The organism is Micromonospora sp. NPDC049201 (assembly GCF_055586805.1).
The window spans coordinates 184,328-200,553 of sequence record NZ_JBVJHM010000004.1 but is presented as its reverse complement, the minus strand read 5'-3'; the positions used below and the strand labels follow the sequence as shown (position 1 = coordinate 200,553).

The following is a 16,226-nucleotide window of genomic DNA, read 5'->3' as shown; positions in this document are numbered from 1 at the left end:
GCGGGTCGGCGGGTCAGTGGTCCCCGGCCGGGATCGGGTCGTCGTACTGCCCGGACGGCCCGGCCAGCGGCTCGCCACCCACCAGCGGCCACGCGTTCGGCGTGCAACCGTGCAGGCCGAGCGTCTGCTGCACCATCACCGGCGCCGGGCCGCCGGAGCGGGGGCAGCGCTCGTGGCCGTGGCCGAGCCGGTGGCCCACCTCGTGGTTGAGCAGGTAGTGCCGGTAGAGGCCGAGGTCGGGCACGTGCGGCACGCCGTACACCCAGCGGGCCACGTTGATCACCACCCGGTCGCCGTTGCGGCAGGACGTGTAGCGGTCGGTCGGGTCGCCGCACAGCTCCCCCCGGGTGACCGGCGTGGTCAGCAGCACGGTGAAGTCGGCCGGCGCGTCCCGGCCCACCCGTTGCAGCCGCCACCGGCCGTCACCGGTCCAGCCGCGCGGGTCGGCGAGCGTCGCCGCGACGTCCCGGGCGAAGCGCTCCACGTCCACGTTGCGGATGCCGTCCTCGACCGCGACCCGGTACCGCAGCAGCTCACCGCCGCGCCCGGCGACCGCGCCGGTGGTGTCGGCGGTGCGGAACCCGCCCCCGCCCCGGAGCGGGTAGCCGATGGCGGGTGGCACCCGGCCGGCTGCCGGGACCGGCGACGGGGCGACCTTCACCGGCGGGGCGGTCGCCGCCGGCGGGCGCGCGGACGGCATCGCCGCCGGCACGGTCCGGTCCACCCCGACCGAGGCCAGCAGCTCCGGGTGGCGTCGCACCGCGTACCCACCGATCGCCGTGAGGCCGGTCACGACGAGCACCGCCGCGAACGCGCGGAGGCCGGCCCCCGACCGTCGTCGTCGGCGGCGGTGCACGCCCCGGTCCTGCCCGCCCACGCCGCTCTCCGTCCGTCGCCCCACCCGCGTTCCGGCCAGGAGTACGGATACCAGGCCCGGACGGTTGAACGGAAGGGCCGGGTACCGTCTGTGCCGGGGTGGACGACCTGCCGCCTGTCGGAATCCAGGGAGCCACCCGTGTCACCAGCCGAGACGCTGCTCGACGACGCCCTCGCGGCGGCGCGCGGCACCGACGTACGCGCCGCCGAGCGCGCCCTCGACGCTCTGGTGGTGGGCGACGGCGCGGCGGTGGACGCGGCGCTGCTCGCCCGCCTGTCCCGCGCCGCCGGGCGGCTCTGGCCGCGCGGCTGGCAGCCGGTCGACCTGGACCGGCTCGCCACCCGCCGGCTGACCGCACGCGGTGCCCGGCTGCTGCGCGACACGCTGGCCGCCCAGCGGCGCGCGCTGCCCGCACCGGTGCCGGCCTGGTTCGACGAGCAGCTCACCGACCTGGCCGCCCACTGGGACGCCGACGCGGGCTGGCTGGACCGCCGCGCCGACGGCGACCGGATCACCGCGTTGCGGGACGCGGTCGACGCGCTGGCGCTGGTCGAGTCACTGCCGCCGATCGCGGTGCTCCGGCCACCGCCCGGCGCCGCCGCCGTCCCGCTCGCCGCCGTGCCGGCCACCGGTTCCCGGATGCTCGACCGGGTACGCGCGCTGCTGGCCAAGGCCGAGTCGAGCGGCTACCCGGCCGAGGCGGAGGCCTTCACCGCGAAGGCGCAGGAGCTGATGGCCCGGCACAGCATCGACGCGGCGCTGCTCGCCGCCACCGCCGAGCGGCCCGACCAGCCGGGCGGGATGCGCCTCGGCACCGACGCCCCGTACGCGGCGGCGAAGGCACTGCTGGTCCAGGAGGTGGCGGCGGCGAACCGGTGCGAGTCGGTCTGGTCCGACGACCTGGGCTTCGCCACCGTGCTCGGGTTCCCGGCCGACCTGGCCGCGGTGGAGCTGCTGCACACGTCGCTGCTGGTGCAGGCCACCGCCGCGATGCTGCGCGGGCGTGGCGATCGCAGTGGGCGCGGCAAGGGCGGCGGCCGGCGTACGAAGGGTTACGACGAGTCGTTCCTCAACGCGTTCGCGCTGCGGATCGGGGAGCGGTTGCGGGCGGCCAGCACGGCGGCGGCCGAGGAACACGCCGACGACCGGCTGCTGCCGGTGCTGGCGGCCCGGTCGGACGCCGTCCGGGAACGCGCCGACCAGCTCTTTCCCGGCACCACCCGGCACCGGCTCCAGGTGCGTGACACGGAGGGGTGGAGTTCCGGCACCACCGCCGCCGACCGCGCCTCGCTGGACGCCGGCCGCCCCGCGCCCCGCCCCCTGCGCGGCCCACGCTGACCCGTCTTCCCGCCCGACGCGAGGCGTGCGAGGTTCAGGTGCGTTTGTAGTGGTGGAGCGACGTCAGACGCACCCGAAGAGGCGTCTCCCCCGTGTCGGATCGGGCCGGTCGGCTCCGACCCGTCCGTGAGGCGCCACCGACGGTGGCCCGTACCCGAGGAGTGGACCGTGAAGTACATGCTGCTGATCTGGAACCGGCCCGGCTTCGCCGACGAGCTGACCGAGGCGGAGCGCACCGCGATCTTCGGCGAGGTCGGCGACATCATGAAGGCGCTGACCGAGTCCGGTGAGCTGGTCGGCGGGGAGGCGCTGGCCGACCCGTCGCAGACCCGGACCGTACGCCCCGCGGGCGGCGGCACGGAGATCACCGACGGCCCGTTCGTGGAGAGCAAGGAGCAGTTCGCCGGCTACCTGACGGTCGACTGCGAGACGCCGGAGCGGGCCGTCGAGATCGCCGCGAGCTGGCCGGACGTGCGGCTCGGCTTCGGCGTGCTGGAGGTGCGCGCGGTGATGGAGCAGGCCGGGACGGAGATGTGACCTCCCGGGCGGTCGAGGACCTGCTGCGGACACTCGCGCCGCAGGTCCTCGGCGTGCTCGTCCGCCGGCACGGCCAGTTCTACGCCTGCGAGGACGCGGTCCAGGAGGCGCTGCTCGCCGCCGCCACCGGGTGGCCGGCGCAGGGCGTGCCGGAGCATCCCCGCGCCTGGCTGGTCACCGTGGCCACCCGCCGGCTCACCGACGAGTGGCGCAGCGAACACGCCCGCCGGGCGCGCGAGGTCGCGGTGGCGGTCCGGCAGCCGGCGTACGCGGCGGTCGCCCCGCCCGCCGACGAGGAGCCGCCGAGCCGGGACGACACGTTGCGGTTGCTGTTCCTCTGCTGCCACCCGGCGCTGCCGGTCAACGCCCAGGTGGCGCTCACGCTGCGCGCGGTGGGCGGGTTGAGCACCGCCGAGGTCGCGCGGGCGCACCTGGTGCCGGAGGCGACGATGAGCCAGCGGATCCGCCGCGCCAAGCAGCGGATCGAGGCGGCCGGGGCACGCTTCACGCTCCCGTCGGGAGCGGACCGGGACGAACGGCTGGGCGCGGTGCTGCGGGTGCTCTACCTGATCTTCAACGAGGGCTACACCGCGTCCAGCGGGGAGGCGCTGCACCGGGCCGAGCTGACCGGGGAGGCGATCCGGCTGGCCCGGGAGCTGCACCGGCTGCTGCCGGACCAGGGCGAGGTGGCCGGGCTGTTGGCGCTGATGCTGCTCACCGACGCGCACCGGGCCGCCCGGGTGGGACCGGACGGGGAGCTGGTGCCGCTGGCCGAGCAGGACCGCACCCGCTGGGACACCGCTGCCGTGGCGGAGGGGATCGCGCTGGTGACCGACGCGCTGACCTGGTCGGCGCCCGGCCCGTACCAGGTGCAGGCCGCCATCGCCGCGGTGCACGCGGAGGCGCCCACCGCCGCGACCACGGACTGGCCGCAGATCGTGGCGCTCTACCGGGTGCTGGCCCGGCTCGCGCCCAACCCGATGGTCACGCTCAACCAGGCCGTCGCGGTGGCCATGGTGGACGGCCCTCGGGCGGGCCTGGCGATGCTCGCCCCGCTGCACGCCGACGACCGGACCGCCGGCCACCACCGCCTCGCCGCCGTCCGCGCCCACCTGCTCGAACTGGCCGGCGACCGGGCGGACGCCCGGACCGCCTACCTGGCCGCCGCCCGGGCCACCACCAGCCTGCCCGAGCGGCGTTACCTGGAGGTACGCGCCGCGCGGCTGGCCGCCGAGCGATGAGTTCCGCCGGCCCGGCGGGTCCACTCCTCATGGGAGAGGTCACCAGTCAACTGTCGATGTCGTTGGACGGGTACGTGGCCGCGCCGGGTCAGAGCGTGCAGGATCCGCTCGGGCAGGGCGGCCTGCGGCTGCACGAGTGGGCGTTCGCCACCGAGAGCTGGCGCGCGCAGCACGCCCTCACCGGCGGGGAACGCACCGTCGACGCCGACGTGGTCGAGGAGATGACCGCCGGCGTCGGGGCGTACGTGATGGGCCGGCGCATGTTCGGCGGCGGCGAGGGGCCGTGGGACCGGGCCTGGACCGGGTGGTGGGGTGCCGATCCGCCGTTCCGTACCCCGGTGTTCGTGCTGACCCACCACCCGCGGGCGTCGCTGCTGATGGCCGGCGGCACGGAGTTCCACTTCGTCACCGACGGCGCCGAGGCGGCGCTGGAGCGGGCCCGGGAGGCGGCCGGCGACGGCGACGTGTGTGTGGCCGGTGGCGGCGGCACGGTACGCGGCTACCTGGCGGCGGGCCTGCTCGACTCGCTCTGGCTGCACGTGGTGCCGATCGTGCTGGGCGGCGGCACGCCGCTCTTCGACGGACCGCTGGACGTGGCCCTGACGCCGGAGCGGGTGGTCGCGGGTCCCACCGTCACCCACATCCGCTACCGCGTGCCGCGCTGACCCGGCGTCGGGTCGGCGCGAGCGTTCCTCGCCACGCGGCACGCCGGGCCGGCCCGAAGGCCGGCCCGGTGAGGTGTGCGAGCGTACGTCAGCTCTTGAAGGCGTCCTTGATCTTCTCGCCGGCCTGCTTGAGCTTGGCGCCGGCCTGGTCGTTGCGGCCCTCGGCCTCGAGGCGCTCGTTGTCGGTCGCCCGGCCGACGCCCTCCTTGACCTTGCCCGCGGTGTCCTGGGAAGCGTTGTCGATCTTGTCGTCGAGACCCATCGGAACCTCCAGCTCAACAGTTGCGTGACGACAACGAGTTACCCAACCGGTCGCCCGCCCAATCATGCCGGTGCCCGGCGTCACCCGATCGGGCGAAAGCGCCGCAGCCGCAGGCTGTTCGCCACCACGAACACCGACGAGAAGGCCATCGCCGCGCCGGCGAGCATCGGGTTGAGCAGCCCGGCAGCGGCCAGCGGCAGCGCGGCCACGTTGTAGGCGAACGCCCAGAACAGGTTGCCCTTGATGATCGTCAACGTGCGGCGGGAGAGCCGGATGGCGTCCGCCGCGGCCAGCAGGTCGCCCCGCACCAGCGTCAGGTCGGCGGCCTCGATGGCCACGTCGGTGCCGGTGCCCATGGCCAGCCCGAGGTCGGCGCGGGCCAGCGCGGCGGCGTCGTTGACCCCGTCCCCGACCATGGCCACCACCCGGCCCTCGCCCTGGAGCCGCTCGACCACGGCCACCTTGTCGGCGGGCAGCACCTCCGCGATCACCTCGTCGATGCCCACCTCGGCGGCCACCGCCCCGGCCACGGTGGCGTTGTCGCCGGTGAGCAGCACCGGGGTGAGCCCCAGGCCGCGCAGCCGGTCGACCGCCGCCCGGCTGGTCGGCTTCACCGCGTCGGCCACCGCGAGCACCCCCCGGGCCCGCCCGTCCCAGCCGGCCAGGACCGCCGTGCGGCCGGCGGCCTCCGCGCCGGTCGCGGCGCGCACGACCTCCTCGGGTACGTCGAGACCGCGCTCCCGCAGCAGTCGGAGCCGCCCGACCACCACGCTCCGGCCGTCGACCGTGCCGGTCACGCCGAGCCCCTCGGCGTTCGCGAAGTCACCGACGGCGGGCGTCGGCCCGGCCTCGGCCGCGCCCTCGGCGACCGCCCGCGCGATCGGGTGCTCGGAGGCCGCCTCCAGCGCGCCGGCCAGCCGGAGCAGTTCGCCGGCGTCCTCGCCGTCGGCGGGCAGCACCTCGGCCAGCGTCATCCGGCCGGTGGTGACGGTGCCGGTCTTGTCCAGCACCACGGTGTCCACCCGGCGGGTGGACTCCAGCACCTCCGGTCCCTTGATCAGCACGCCGAGCTGCGCGCCGCGCCCGGTGCCGACCAGCAGCGCGGTCGGGGTGGCCAGGCCGAGCGCGCACGGGCACGCGATGATCAGCACGGCCACGGCGGCGGTGAACGCGGCGGTCGGCCCGGCGCCGGTGCCGAGCCACCAGCCCAGCGTGCCGGCGGCCAGGGCGATCACGATCGGCACGAACACGCCGGAGATCCGGTCGGCGAGGCGCTGCACCGCCGCCTTGCCGGTCTGCGCCTGTTCCACCAGCCGGGCCATCTGGGCGAGCTGGGTGTCGCCGCCGATCCGGGTGGCCCGGACCACCAGCCGGCCGCCGGCGTTGACGGTGGCGCCCACCACGGCGTCGCCCGGCCCGACCTCGACCGGCACCGACTCGCCGGTGAGCATGCTGGCGTCGACCGCCGAGGTGCCCTCCTCGACCACGCCGTCGGTGGCGATCTTCTCGCCGGGCCGGACCACGAACCGGTCGGCGACCGCGAGCTGGTCGACCGGGATCCGGACCTCCGACCCGCCGCGCAGCACGGCCACGTCCTTCGCGCCCAGCTCCAGCAGGGCCCGCAGCGCGGAGCCGGCGGTGCGCTTGGCCCGCGCCTCGAAGTAGCGCCCGGCCAGGATGAAGACGGTCACCCCGGCGGCGGCCTCCAGGTAGATGTTGCCGGCGCCGTCGCCGCGGGTGATGTCGAACCGGAACGGGTGCGTCATCCCGGGCATCCCGGCGTCGCCGAGGAAGAGCGCCCAGAGCGACCAGCCGAACGCGGCCAGCGTGCCGAGCGAGACCAGCGTGTCCATGGTCGCCGCGCCGTGCCGCAGGTTGACCAGCGCGGCCCGGTGGAACGGCAGCCCGCCCCAGACCACCACCGGCGCGGCCAGCGTGAGCGAGGCCCACTGCCAGTAGTCGAACTGCCAGGCCGGCACCATCGCCAGCACGATCACCGGCAGCGTCAGCACGGCGGACACCCACAGCCGGGTACGCGCCACCCGCAGCTCGTCGACCGGCTCGGCGGCCGTGCCCTCCCCGGCGCGGGCGGGCGGCGGCACCTCGGCCGTGTAGCCGGTCTTCTCCACGGTGGCGATCAGGTCGGCCGGCGCGATGTCGTCGGCGTACCGGACGGTGGCCTTCTCGGTGGCGTAGTTCACCGTGGCCTCGACGCCGTCCATCCGGTTGAGCTTCTTCTCGATCCGGGCGGCGCAGGACGCGCAGGTCATGCCGCCGATCGCGAGTTCGATCAGGTTCGGCGCGGTCGGCAGCGTCTTTCCCGTGGTGGTCATCGCGACACCTCCCCGGTCAACTGTGCCCGTGCCCCGGCGTGCCGTGTCCGGCGTCCGGGGTCGGTGCGGTGGTGGATGCCGGCGTGGGCTGATCGCCGGCCAGGACGGTGAACTCGGCGGTGTGCACCGCGTCGCCGTGGCGGAAGTCCAGGTAGAGACGGTACGCCCCGGCGGACGGCACCTCGGCCGCGAACGTGACCGCCGGCCCGGCGGGCGTGCGCCCGTCGTCGGGCGTGCCTTCCGGGTGCACGTGCAGGTAGGCCAGGTCGCCCTGGCGCAGCGCCACCAGGTGCCCGTACGCGCCGAGGTAGGGCTGGAGGTCGGTGACCGGGCGACCGGCCCGGCTGACGGTGAGCGTGAGCCGGCTGGTGCGGCCCGGCTCCGGCGTGCCGGTGAGCGTGACCGTGTAGCCGTCGACCGTGGCGGTGGTGGCCGGCGCCGGCAGCGGCCGGGCGGCCAGCGGGCCGGGGACGGTGACGTCGACGCCGAGCGTCAGCGGTTCGCCGCCGGTCGGCGTGAAGTCGGCGAACGCCCGCCAGACGCCGGGCCCGGCGAGCGGCGAGGCGACCCGCCAGGTGCCGTCGGCGGCCAGCTCCGGGTGCACGTGCCGGAAGCCGGACAGGTCGCGGCGGGCGACGATCAGGTGCATGCGCCTGTCGTGCGCCACCTCGTAGCGGGTGACCGGTGCGCCGTCCGGGCCGGTGATCCGGAACGCGAACTCGCCGGCCGGGGCGGTCACCGGCTGGAGCGTGTAGCCCCGCTCGGAGACCAGCAGGCCGCCGGGCAGGTGCGCGCCGCCGGTGCTCCCGTCGCCGTGGCCGGCGGCTGCGTGGTCGGTGTCGGTGGTGTCGTGCCGGGTCTCGGCGGCCGGGGCGGCGGGACCGGCCACGTGACCGATCCCGTACGCCCCGGCGAACACCGCCGCGAGGCCGAGCGCGAAGCCACTCAGCTTCGTCGCCGTGTTCATGGTGCCTCCTCGGTTCTGCGGGTCCGCGGACCCGTCACGCCCCGGCGAGGTCGTAGCCGGCCTCGTCGACGGCGGCGCGCACGGCGTCCGCGTCCAGTGGTTCCCGGCTGGTGACGGTGACCCGGCCGGCGTCCAGGTCGACCTGGACGTCGGTGACGCCCGGCAGCGCGCTCAGCTCGGTGCTGACCGCGTTGACGCAGTGCCCGCAGGTCATGCCCCGCACCTGGTAGGTGGTGTCCATCTCGCCCTCCGATCCGATACCCCCTGGGGGTACGAGTCGTACGGTATCATACCCCCGAGGGGTACGGTATCCTCGACGCATGACCACGCCGTCCACCCCGGTCCGGGGCTACACCGCCAGCAAGGACCAACTGCTCGCGCGGCTCCGCCGCATCGAGGGGCAGGTCCGGGGCATCGAGAAGATGGTCGAGGACGACCGTTACTGCATCGATGTGCTGACCCAGATCTCCGCCATCCAGGCCGCGCTGGACAAGGTCGCGCTGGGCCTGCTCGACGGCCACGCCCGACACTGCATGCACGAGGGCGCCGCCGAGGGCCGAGCCGACGAGATGGCAACCGAGATGATGGCCGCCGTAGGCCGCCTCATGAAACGCGGCTGACCCCCTCCCCACCCCACCCCGCCCCACCCCGCCCCTCCCCGCCCCCGCCCCGCCCCTCCCCGCCCCCGCCCCGCCGATCTTGCAGTTGCGGCCCTCGAAGCGCCCTGTTCGCGCCGTTTGCCGGGGCCGCAACTGCAAGATCGCGCAGGTGGGGTGGCTACCATGACCCGGGCGGCGAGCCCGGGCGTGGCAGGACGCGTCCGCGCCGGCCGGGTGGACGACCGGGCCGGTGAACCGGTGCGCCGCGACCCGTAGGGAGAGCCGCCGTGGGCGCCGACCACACCCGTCCCGCCCCCGCCGCGCCGCCGGGCGTACGCCGGCTCCTGCTCGCGACCGTGGTGCCGCTCTTCGTGCTCACCGTGCTCGCGGCGCTGGTGCTCTGGCCCCGGGGCGGCGGCCCGGAGCCGGCCGAAGCCGAGAACGTGCCACGCCACCACGGCACGGTGACCCGGGTGGTGACCGAGCCCTGCCCACCGACCCCGGAGGCCCCCGAGGGTGGCGGCGGCCGGTGCGGCACCGTGACGGTCGCCGCGGAGCAGGGCCCGGACGCCGGCCGGCAGGTCGAGACGCCGATCCCGGCCGGGCCCGGGGCGCCGCGCGTCGAGGTCGGCGACGAGGTGATCCTGGTCGAGCTGACCGACCCGGCCGACCCGTCGGTGAAGGCGTACAACATCGCCGAGCACCAGCGCGCCACGCCGTTGATCTGGCTGGTGGCGCTCTTCGCCGCCGCGATCGTGGCGTTCGGGCGCTGGCGCGGGCTGGCCGCGTTGGGTGGCCTGGTGGCGAGCTTCGCCATCCTGCTCGGCTTCGTGCTGCCCGGAATCGGCGCCGGCCGGTCCCCGCTGCCGGTGGCGATCGTCGGCGCCGCGCTGATCATGTTCGTGGTGCTCTACCTGACCCACGGGATCAGCGCGCAGACGTCGGTGGCGGTGCTCGGCACGCTCGGCAGCCTGGTGGTCACCGGCGTGCTGGGCACGCTCGCCACCGCCGCCACCCACCTGACCGGCTTCGGCAGCGAGGACGCCACCACGCTCTCCATGTTCCAGGGCGGCGTGGACCTGCACGGGCTGCTGCTGGCCGGCATCATCATCGGCTCGCTGGGCGTGTTGGACGACGTCACGGTCACCCAGGCGGCCACCGTCACCGAGCTGGCGCACGCCAACCCCGACCTGTCCCGGCGGCAGCTCTACCGGGCGGCCACCCGGGTGGGCCGGGCGCACATCGCGTCCACTGTCAACACCATCGTGCTGGCGTACGCGGGCGCCTCGCTGCCGCTGCTGCTCCTGCTGGTGGCCGACTCCCGGCCGGTGAGCGAGATCCTCACCAGCGAGTTCCTGGCCCAGGAGATCGTCCGCAGCGCGGTGGCGACGCTCGGTCTGATCGCCGCCGTACCGCTCACCACCGCGCTGGCCGCGGTCGTGGCCACCGCCGGACGGCGCGGGCCGGCGGCCGGGGCGTCGTCACCACCGCCGGACCGGCCCCCGGCGGCCCGCGGCGAGGCGCTGGAGGCGCTCGGCGGAACGCCGGCCGAACGGTGGCCCGGCCGCCGGGGAAGTACGGATGTCGCATGGTGACACTCCGCAGCGTGACGGCGGGCGAGAAACGCGATGCTGGTCACGCTGGGCAATGTCGAATTCTCGCGATTGGTCGGCTTCCGGGCGTAGATCCCCGGTCGACATCTCGGGTAACCTCGCTGCCGGTCACCGCCGAAGGCGCGCACCCGCGCCTGCGGTGCCGCCGCCCAATCGCCTCCGGGCGAGCCGGGGAACCAGGTACATGGGGTGAATCCGCGTCAGCGGTAGGGGCCGCTTCCGTCCCGAACCCGTCAGCTAACCCGGTCGGCGGCCGACGGAAGGGAACACTGTGACGGCACCCCTGCGCCGCTGCTTGACACCCGTGGTGGCCGTGCTCGCCGCGCTCGCCGTGCTGGTCGGGCCAACCCCGGCGTCGGCAGCCCCGCACACCGCCGCCCCCAACCCCTCGGGGCACTCGGAGGACGACGACCCACCGCTGATCAGCGAGGCCGTCACCGCCGCCAACCGGGCCTATCTCCAGGCCAAGTCCAAGCTGGACACGTCGCGCAAGCGGCAGCTCAAGCTCGCGCTCGAGGTGAAGGCGGCGCAGAACGAGCTCGACGCGCTCAGCCCGCAGGTCACCGAGATCGCCGCGCAGTCCTACCGCACCGGTCGGGTCGGTGCGATGGCGATGCTGCTGGAGAGCGACTCGCCCGACTCGTTCGTCCGCCGGGCCAGCGCCCTGGACGAACTCAACCTGTTCAACGGGCAGCGGCTCGCCGCCATCAACGCGGTGAAGACGCGCGCCGAGCAGGCCAAGATCGCGCTCGACGCCGAGGTGCGCGAGCAGGAGAAGCAGACGAACGCGATGGCCCGCGAGAAGGTCGAGGCGCAGAAGGCGCTGAAGCTGGTCGGCGGGCTGGACTTCACCGGCGGCCTGGTCTCGGCCACCTCGCCGGTTGCCAAGATCGGCCCCGGCCGCACCGCCGACGGCGGGTGGAAGTCCGAGTCGTGCAGCGAGAACGACCCGACCACCTCCGGCTGCGTCACGCCGCGCACGCTGCACGCGTACAAGGAGGTCAAGCGCGCCGGCTTCAACCGCTTCGTGGGCTGCTACCGCCCCGGCGGGCCGTGGGAGCACCCCAAGGGCAAGGCGTGCGACTGGTCGTTGCAGAACAGCGGCTTCTCGCCGTGGCACAACAACGACACCCGCCGGTACGGCAACGAGGTGGCCGCCTTCCTCATCCGTAACGCCGACCGGTTGGGCATCTACTACGTGATCTGGAACCGGCAGATCTGGTTCCCGGCGACCGGCTGGAGTTCCTACAGCGGCCCCTCGAACCACACCGACCACGTGCACATGTCACTGCTCTGACGCGTACGCGAGAAGGGGCCGCCTCCGGGCGGCCCCTTCCGTGTGTCCGGGGGGTGGTCAGCCGGCGAGCGCCGGGTCCACCGGTGCGGCCGGCGCGGGCACCGGGGCCGAGGACTGCGCCACCGTCCGCACCTCGCCGCCACTGAGCCGGTACGACATGCCGGCCACCGCGCACGCTCCGGCGGCCACCCGCTCGGCGAGCACCGTCGAGCGGGCCAGCAGCGTCTCCACGGTCTGCGCGATGTGGATGTCGATGATGCCGTCGAGGTCCGTGACCTCCTGCCGGGCGGCCCGGAGCAGGCTGGGCGAGACGGCGTCCACCACCGCGCCCAGGTGCCCGGCCGGCGCGGAGCCGGTGCGGACCGCCTCGCGGGCCGCCTGGACCGCGCCGCACGAGTCGTGGCCGAGCACCACCACGAGCGGCGTGCCGAGCACGGTCACCGCGTACTCGACGCTGCCGAGCACCTCGGGGCCGGCGGTGTGCCCGGCGGTACGCACCACGAAGAGGTCGCCGAGACCGCGGTCGAAGATGATCTCGGCGGCGAGCCGGGAGTCGGAGCAGCCGACGATCACCGCGAACGGGTGCTGGCCCTCGGCGACCGCGGCCCGGTGCCCGGCGTCCTGGTTCGGATGCTGCGGCACGCCGGTGACGAACCGGTGGTTACCGGCCCGCAGTTCGGCGAGTGCCTCGTCGGGAGTGCTCGGGATCATCGCTGCTCACCTCGTCCTCGGGCGGAACGACCAGGCCGGCGGTCGGCGGTGTCGGCCTCGCGACCCACCGTCACACGAGACCGATGGCACGTCAAGATTTCGTGATACGCGTTTCATGCGTTATGACTCGACCTGCTCCGGGTCCGGGCAGTCGCCCGCCACGCCATACGATGACCACCATGGCGACCACACCAGGCGAGGACGGGAGCCGCCGGCACTGGACCTTCCTCACCAACCACGGGCACGTGCTGCTGGCCATCGCGCGCAACCCCACGGCGCGGCTGCGGGACGTGGCGGACGAGGTGGGCGTCACCGAGCGGGCGGCCCAGGCGATCGTCGCCGACCTGGAGGCCGGCGGCTACCTGCACCGCACCCGGGTGGGTAGGCGCAACGAGTACACGATCAACCCGAACGGCCGCTTCCGGCACCCCGCCGAGGCCGACCAGCAGGTCGGGGCGTTGCTCGACCTCTTCGCCGCCGAACCGGCGGCCACCGACGCCACCCCCGAGCGTTGACCACGACCGGGCGGCCGGCCGTGCCCGCACGCGACCGGCCACGACGGTAATCTCACCGCGTGCGCGACAGCTTGCGGCCGGGCCGGACGACAGGACGCGCCCGGGCCGGCCACCGGGTCAGGTCCGTCCTGTCCGGAACGGCGGTGGCCGCCCTCGTCGCCGGTGCGGCGGCGGTGCCCGCCCCGGCGGTGGCGGCACCGAAGTGCGGGCCCACCGGCGGTCCGGCCCCCACCGAGGCGCCCTGGGCGCTGAGCCGGCTCGACCCGGCCGCCGCCTGGCGGGTCGGCAAGGGGCGGGGCGTCACCGTCGCGGTCGTCGACTCCGGCGTCTCACCGACCCACCCGTTGCTGCGCGGCCGGGTGCTGCCCGGCGAGGACTTCAACCGGCTGGTCCACCTGCGCGGGCAGTGCGACCTGGTCGGGCACGGCACCATGGTGGCCGGCATCATCGCCGGCCGGGAGGGCAGCGGTTCGCCCTACACCGGCATCGCGCCGGACGCCAGGATCCTGCCGCTGCGGGTGCTGGCGGAGAACAAGGAGAACTTCGACCCGGACGTGCCGGCTGAGATCGGCCGGGCGATCCGCTGGGCGGTCGACCACGACGCCGACGTGATCAACCTGTCCCTGGTCACGCTGGACGACCCGGCGTTGCGGTCGGCGGTCGCCCACGCGCTCGACAAGGGCGTGGTGGTGGTCGCCTCCGCCGGTAACCGGCAGGAGAACCGGGAGGACCGGCCGGCCTACCCGGCGGCGTACCCGGGGGTCATCGCCGTGGCCGGCATCGACGAGCAGGGCGGGCACGTCGGCAGCTCGGTCAGCGCGGACTACGTGGACATCGCCGGCCCCGGCCTGAACATCGTCGGCCCCGCGCCGCAGGGTCCGGGCTACCGGGCCGAGCCGCAGGGCGGGACGAGTTTCGCCACCGCGTACGTCTCCGGGGCGGCGGCGTTGGTGCGCGCCGCGTACCCGGACATCAGCCCCGACGAGGTGGCCTACCGGCTGACCCGCACCGCGGACAACCCACCCGACGGGCACAACCCGCAGGTCGGCTACGGGATGGTCAATCCCTACCGGGCGGTGACCAGCCTGCTGGGCACCCGGAGCGACCCGCCGCTGGGCGCGCTGCCGCCGCCCGCCCCGCGCACCGACCCGCTGGAACGGCAGCGCACCGCGGCGATCTGGGTCGCCGTGGTCGGCACGCTGCTGGCCGGCGTGCTGCTGACGGTGCGCCCGATCCTGGTACGCGGCCGGCGACGCGGATGGCGACCCGGCCGGCGCGACGTCCCACGGGACGCCTGACGCACGACCGGCCGGCGACGCGGACGGCCGAGCCGAGACAGGGCGGACCCGGGCCGGGGCGGACCCGAGCCGCCGGGCCCGGGCCGCCGGGCCCGGAACACGGCACGGCTCCGCCCGACGCGAGCCGGAGCGGAGCCGTGCCGGACCGGTCGAGGTCAGTTGCCCCAGACCTTGGAGTTGCTCATCTCCGTGGTCATGTAGTTCTCGCGGGCGATGCCCACCGCGCCGCCGATCTCGTTGAGGACCTTGTTGATGTCCCGCACGGCGGCGTCCCACTGGGCCTGGTGCTGCTGGTAGGCGGCCCGGTCCTGGCCCTCCCACTCGAGCTTGGTCAGCATGGCCCGCAGCGTGTCCAGCTTCTCGTCGATGGTCCGCGAGATGGCCTGCATCTGCTGGTTGCTGCTCTCGAGGACGGCGTAGTCAACCTTGATGCTCATCGATTCCCCCTCTGCCTGTCTACGCGGATCACGGGTTGAGCGCAGCGTGGAACTTGTCCAGCATCTGCTGCTGCTCCTCGTCGTTGACCTGGTGCGTCGTGCCGGACTTGTCGAGCAGGTCAGCGATGTTGTCCATCGCGGTGAGCAGCTTGTTCGTGTCCTCGTTCCAGCGGGTCATCAGGCCCTGGAAGCCCGTGGAAGCCTGGCCCTTCCAGGCCATGGCCAGGTCGTCGACCACGTTCCACAGCTTCTTGAGCTCACCGTCGACATCGCTGCGCGTGGACCGCACGTCACTCGCGGCGGTGTGCAGACTCGCTGCACTGACCTCGAACGCCATGCTTCACACCCTTCCGTCATCTTGTGGCGGCGGATCCGCCGCGCCCTCCCCGCGGCAAGGCGAATCCACCCCACCGACGGCACATCAAGCGAACCGTAGCGGACGACGTCCAAACCGCGCAGCCCTGCCGAGCGACCCGAAGCCGACTGTCCGCAGTGGAGGCACGGGTCGTGGTCAGATCCGGTCGCGGCGCGTCCTGACCAGCAGCGTCACGCCGAAGATCAGCACCGCGACCAGCAGCGCCGCCGCCAGCCACAGCAGCGGCTTGTCGAAGGCGCCCTCGACCACCACCACCAGCAGCGCGGCGCAGCCGCTGAGCACCACCACCTCGGCGGCCAGCCGGAGCCGGGGCGATCGGGTCAGCCCGGCGATCAGGGCCAGCACCAGGAAGCCCGGGATGGTGAGCACGAAGTAGACGAACAACCAGGTGATCAGCGTGTCCACGTGGTCGGCTCCCGTCACTGGTAGAACTTGCTGTCCTTGACCCAGTCGATCTTGATGTCCTTGATCCCCGGGTCGGTGCCGGTGGGCGCCCAACCGGGCCGGGAGTCCGCCGCGAACATCACCCGGCTGTCGGTGTTGAACCCGGCCATCACGGCGTGCAGGAGCGCCCCGATGTCCCCGAAGACCATCACCAGGATGGCGGCGGTCGCCGTCAGGCCGGCGATGCCGATGGCCTGTGCCAACGCGGAGGTGGCCGGGAAGAACTGGAGCGCGATCGAGGCGATCACCGCCACCAGGACCGGCATCATCGCCTGGGCGAACCCGGAGACCGCGTCGTTGTAGGCGTCCCGGGCCGAGGTGAGCGTCTCCTTGTTGGTGTTGAACGCGTCGGCCAGTGAGTCGATCTCCGCGCCGAGCTTGCGGATGAAGAGGTCGAACGCGTCCCGGTCGTCGAAGTCCCACTCCTTCGCGTCCGGCGGGACCGCCGCCATCGCGGCGCCGAACTGATCCGACCCGAGCAGACGCGCGGCCTCCTCCCACTTCTTGATCGTCTCGTTGACCTGCTGGTTGTCGAACATCTCCAGGTAGAGGATGGCGCCGATCAGCCCCGCCGAGGCGGCGATCCACATCAGGTTGCCCCGGGCGATCGCCGCCGCCGACCGGACCGGCGCGGTCGTCTCGGCGACCGAGACCGTGCCGGTCACCGAGCCGGAGGCGTTGGCGATGAAGATCTCCGGTGGCATCAGGCGTCCTCC

The 16,226-nt window shown here is 74.4% G+C and carries 19 protein-coding genes and 1 riboswitch; of the genes, 9 read left to right on the top strand and 10 right to left on the bottom strand.

Going from position 1 to position 16,226, the window contains the following annotated elements:
- Positions 1–13 precede the first annotated feature (13 nt).
- Entirely contained in the window at positions 14–877 is an 864-nt protein-coding gene (locus ACZ6O5_RS10840) for a DUF3152 domain-containing protein (protein WP_465976195.1), read from the bottom strand.
- A 138-nt stretch (positions 878–1,015) separates the two neighbouring features.
- Between ACZ6O5_RS10840 and ACZ6O5_RS10835 the strand changes: the two genes are divergently transcribed.
- The 4 genes from ACZ6O5_RS10835 (at position 1,016) to ACZ6O5_RS10820 (ending at position 4,658) form a co-directional block, all read left to right on the top strand.
- The gene (locus tag ACZ6O5_RS10835) at positions 1,016–2,215 is read left to right on the top strand and encodes a DUF2786 domain-containing protein (protein ID WP_465976193.1); all 1,200 of its coding nucleotides are present in this window, start codon (positions 1,016–1,018) and stop codon (positions 2,213–2,215) included.
- 177 nt (positions 2,216–2,392) lie between these two features.
- Positions 2,393–2,752: a YciI family protein gene (locus tag ACZ6O5_RS10830; protein ID WP_465976692.1), complete on the top strand. Its 360-nt coding sequence runs from the start codon at positions 2,393–2,395 to the stop codon at positions 2,750–2,752.
- On the top strand, positions 2,749–3,993 hold the full coding sequence (locus tag ACZ6O5_RS10825; protein ID WP_465976191.1) for an RNA polymerase sigma factor: 1,245 nt from the start codon (positions 2,749–2,751) through the stop codon (positions 3,991–3,993). The genes ACZ6O5_RS10830 and ACZ6O5_RS10825 overlap by 4 nt, the downstream gene beginning before the upstream one ends.
- A 29-nt stretch (positions 3,994–4,022) precedes the next feature.
- Complete coding sequence (locus tag ACZ6O5_RS10820) at positions 4,023–4,658, top strand: dihydrofolate reductase family protein (RefSeq protein ID WP_465976189.1); 636 nt, start codon at positions 4,023–4,025, stop codon at positions 4,656–4,658.
- Positions 4,659–4,746: 88 nt separating this feature from the next.
- On the opposite strand, the gene ACZ6O5_RS10815 is transcribed toward ACZ6O5_RS10820, so the two are convergent.
- The 4 genes from ACZ6O5_RS10815 to ACZ6O5_RS10800 all read right to left on the bottom strand — a co-directional run bounded on the left by ACZ6O5_RS10815 (position 4,747) and on the right by ACZ6O5_RS10800 (position 8,461).
- Positions 4,747–4,920 carry a CsbD family protein gene (locus ACZ6O5_RS10815; RefSeq protein WP_013283784.1) on the bottom strand — a complete coding sequence of 58 codons (174 nt, stop codon included), beginning with the start codon at positions 4,918–4,920 and terminating at the stop codon, positions 4,747–4,749.
- Between the two features lie 80 nt (positions 4,921–5,000).
- Positions 5,001–7,253, bottom strand: coding sequence for a heavy metal translocating P-type ATPase (locus ACZ6O5_RS10810; protein WP_465976187.1), 2,253 nt, complete (start codon positions 7,251–7,253; stop codon positions 5,001–5,003).
- A 16-nt stretch (positions 7,254–7,269) separates the two neighbouring features.
- The gene (locus tag ACZ6O5_RS10805; RefSeq protein ID WP_465976185.1) at positions 7,270–8,220 is read right to left on the bottom strand and encodes a hypothetical protein; all 951 of its coding nucleotides are present in this window, start codon (positions 8,218–8,220) and stop codon (positions 7,270–7,272) included.
- Positions 8,221–8,254: 34 nt separating this feature from the next.
- Positions 8,255–8,461: a heavy-metal-associated domain-containing protein gene (locus ACZ6O5_RS10800; protein WP_465976183.1), complete on the bottom strand. Its 207-nt coding sequence runs from the start codon at positions 8,459–8,461 to the stop codon at positions 8,255–8,257.
- 79 nt (positions 8,462–8,540) lie between these two features.
- Between ACZ6O5_RS10800 and ACZ6O5_RS10795 the strand changes: the two genes are divergently transcribed.
- From ACZ6O5_RS10795 to ACZ6O5_RS10785, 3 genes are all read left to right on the top strand, one after another.
- Entirely contained in the window at positions 8,541–8,840 is a 300-nt protein-coding gene (locus ACZ6O5_RS10795) for a metal-sensitive transcriptional regulator (protein ID WP_281943313.1), read from the top strand.
- A 266-nt stretch (positions 8,841–9,106) separates the two neighbouring features.
- Entirely contained in the window at positions 9,107–10,414 is a 1,308-nt protein-coding gene (locus tag ACZ6O5_RS10790; RefSeq protein ID WP_465976182.1) for a YibE/F family protein, read from the top strand.
- 154 nt (positions 10,415–10,568) lie between these two features.
- Positions 10,569–10,699, top strand: a riboswitch (cyclic di-AMP (ydaO/yuaA leader).
- 4 nt (positions 10,700–10,703) lie between these two features.
- Complete coding sequence (locus ACZ6O5_RS10785; protein ID WP_281943317.1) at positions 10,704–11,729, top strand: coiled-coil domain-containing protein; 1,026 nt, start codon at positions 10,704–10,706, stop codon at positions 11,727–11,729.
- A gap of 57 nt (positions 11,730–11,786) precedes the next feature.
- Here the strand turns inward: ACZ6O5_RS10785 and ACZ6O5_RS10780 are convergent, their stop codons facing one another.
- Positions 11,787–12,440 (bottom strand): carbonic anhydrase, encoded by a 654-nt coding sequence (locus ACZ6O5_RS10780; RefSeq protein WP_425785385.1) that lies wholly within the window; start codon positions 12,438–12,440, stop codon positions 11,787–11,789.
- A 170-nt stretch (positions 12,441–12,610) separates the two neighbouring features.
- On the opposite strand from ACZ6O5_RS10780, the gene ACZ6O5_RS10775 reads away from it, so the two are divergent.
- Positions 12,611–12,955, top strand: coding sequence for a helix-turn-helix transcriptional regulator (locus ACZ6O5_RS10775; protein ID WP_281943321.1), 345 nt, complete (start codon positions 12,611–12,613; stop codon positions 12,953–12,955).
- A gap of 59 nt (positions 12,956–13,014) precedes the next feature.
- Positions 13,015–14,253, top strand: a complete 1,239-nt coding sequence (gene mycP / locus ACZ6O5_RS10770; protein ID WP_465976179.1) for a type VII secretion-associated serine protease mycosin — start codon at positions 13,015–13,017, stop codon at positions 14,251–14,253.
- Between the two features lie 155 nt (positions 14,254–14,408).
- Here the strand turns inward: mycP and ACZ6O5_RS10765 are convergent, their stop codons facing one another.
- From ACZ6O5_RS10765 to ACZ6O5_RS10750, 4 genes are all read right to left on the bottom strand, one after another.
- Positions 14,409–14,690 (bottom strand): WXG100 family type VII secretion target, encoded by a 282-nt coding sequence (locus ACZ6O5_RS10765; RefSeq protein ID WP_013283773.1) that lies wholly within the window; start codon positions 14,688–14,690, stop codon positions 14,409–14,411.
- Positions 14,691–14,718: 28 nt separating this feature from the next.
- Positions 14,719–15,027 (bottom strand): WXG100 family type VII secretion target, encoded by a 309-nt coding sequence (locus ACZ6O5_RS10760; protein ID WP_357294299.1) that lies wholly within the window; start codon positions 15,025–15,027, stop codon positions 14,719–14,721.
- Between the two features lie 174 nt (positions 15,028–15,201).
- Entirely contained in the window at positions 15,202–15,489 is a 288-nt protein-coding gene (locus ACZ6O5_RS10755) for a hypothetical protein (protein ID WP_465976177.1), read from the bottom strand.
- On the bottom strand, positions 15,486–16,214 hold the full coding sequence (locus ACZ6O5_RS10750) for a hypothetical protein (RefSeq protein WP_465976175.1): 729 nt from the start codon (positions 16,212–16,214) through the stop codon (positions 15,486–15,488). The genes ACZ6O5_RS10755 and ACZ6O5_RS10750 overlap by 4 nt, the downstream gene beginning before the upstream one ends.
- Between the last annotated feature and the right edge of the window lie 12 nt (positions 16,215–16,226).